This window comes from Actinoplanes sp. NPDC051633, from assembly GCF_040681735.1.
Taxonomy (GTDB): domain Bacteria; phylum Actinomycetota; class Actinomycetes; order Mycobacteriales; family Micromonosporaceae; genus Actinoplanes.
The window spans coordinates 1-1,783 of the sequence record NZ_JBFAZH010001419.1; the positions used below are offsets into that span (position 1 = coordinate 1).

The window sequence follows — 1,783 nt, forward strand, 5'->3', positions numbered from 1 at the left end:
CCTCGGGGTGTTCGTGCTCCTGAACCCGATCAGAGCCACCCTCACCCTGTTGGGTGTCCTGATGGGCGTGCAGATCCTGATCGAGGGCATCACCCTGCTGGTGGCCGGCCGGGTGCGGATTGTGCGTGCCGACGACGCCATCCCGCCGGCCGGGGTGCCCGGAGCACCGGCATAACGGGACCGGCGGTGGAAGCGACGCAGCGGCTTGTCTCGACCGGGCAACTCCCCGGCCGGGCACGGACGGCAGACCTGGTCAGACAAGCCTGGGAGCGGTTCCGCACCGAGAATTCGGGAACGCCGTCCAGGGTGTACCCGACACTGGCCACCGCCGACCCGGCGCTGTTCGGTGTCTGCGTGGCGGGGGTGACCGGCGTGACGCAGACCGCCGGTGACGCCGACTTCAGTTTTCCGATCATGAGCGTGGCCAAGCCGTTCACGTTCGCGCTGGCGTGCGAGGCGACCGGCATCGACGGGGTCCGCGAACGCCTCGGCGTCGATGCCACCGGCCTGGCGTTCGACTCGATCGAGGCGGTCGAACGCGGCGCCGGCCGGACCAATCCCATGGTGAACCCGGGCGCCCTCGCGACGGTCGATCTGCTCAGCCGCGGGCGGGCCGGGAGCTGGTCGATGCTCAGCGAAGGGCTGGCGCGGTTCGCCGGCCGGCCGCTGACCGTCGACGAGAACACGTACGCCTGCGCCGGCCGCACCAATACGCGCAACCGGGCGTTGGCGCACCTGCTGGACAGTTACGGAGTGCTGGATGGCGACCCGGCCGAGGTTCTCGACCTCTACACCCGGCAGAGCTGCCTGTCGGTCACGGCCCGGGATCTCGCCGTCATGGGCGCCACGCTGGCCGACGGGGGCGTGAATCCGGTCACCGGTGAGCGAGTCGTGAACGCGGCGGTCTGTCGCGCCACACTCGCCGTGATGGCCACCGCCGGACTGTACGAGACGTCGGGAGAATGGTTGTACCGGGTGGGACTGCCCGGCAAGAGCGGGATCGGCGGCGGGATCATCACAGCCTCTCCGGGAAAGGGCGGGCTGGGCACCTTCTCACCGCCCCTGGACCGGGCGGGGAACAGTGTGCGGGGTCAACGTGTCGCTGAGTTCCTGTCCGCTGAGCTGGGACTGGACCTCTTCGCCTCGGACGTGCAGCGCATGCCTGAAGGGGTGCGGCACGGCACTCAGGTCAGGCCGTGACGCCGGGCTGCTGCCACCGCGTCACGGCGGGTTCCGACCCCGAGCTTGGCGTAGATGCTGCGGAGGTGTGTCTTGACGGTGCTGGCGGAGATGTAGAGGCTGCCGGCGATCTCCTCCACGGTGCGCATCGTGGGCAGCTCCGCGAGCACTTCCCGTTCACGCGGGGACAGCGGCTGCACCATCCGCGTAGCGGGCCCTACCGCTGCGATGACGGCCAGCACGAAATGCTCCTGTACGCCGAAGCGGCCCAGATCGTGCAGCAGGATGTCCCGAAGGGCAGGGCCGGCGGCGACGAAGCCGCGCAGCGCGCCCAACGGCACCGCGAGTTCGAGGGCGGCATCCACCGCGGGCCGGGTCAGCTCCATCTCGCCGCTGTCGGCGGTGAGAACGGCATCCAGCAGCCAGGCGTCGATGGCGGTGGTAACGGCCTGATGAGGTAGCTCGTCGGCGATGACCGCTTTCAGCAGGCGGCGAGCGGGCCCCGACCTGCCCTTCTGGAACTCGATGGATGCGAGCAGCGTGTTCACCTCGCCGGCAGCGCCGGGTAGCCGGCGAACCCGGTCGACGGCGTTGACGGCAACCC

Annotated in this window: 2 protein-coding genes; one reads left to right on the forward strand and one right to left on the reverse strand. The window is 70.1% G+C overall.

The genetic code is table 11. The features are described from left to right. Positions 1-186: 186 nt before the first annotated feature. On the forward strand, positions 187-1,200 hold the full coding sequence (gene glsA / locus AB0M20_RS41620; protein WP_364306853.1) for a glutaminase A: 1,014 nt from the start codon (positions 187-189) through the stop codon (positions 1,198-1,200). Here the strand turns inward: glsA and AB0M20_RS41625 are convergent. Continuing rightward, the coding region (locus tag AB0M20_RS41625) for a LuxR C-terminal-related transcriptional regulator (RefSeq protein ID WP_364306854.1) at positions 1,185-1,783 on the reverse strand (599 nt) is incomplete at its 5' end. The two genes, glsA and AB0M20_RS41625, sit on opposite strands and share 16 nt — an antisense overlap.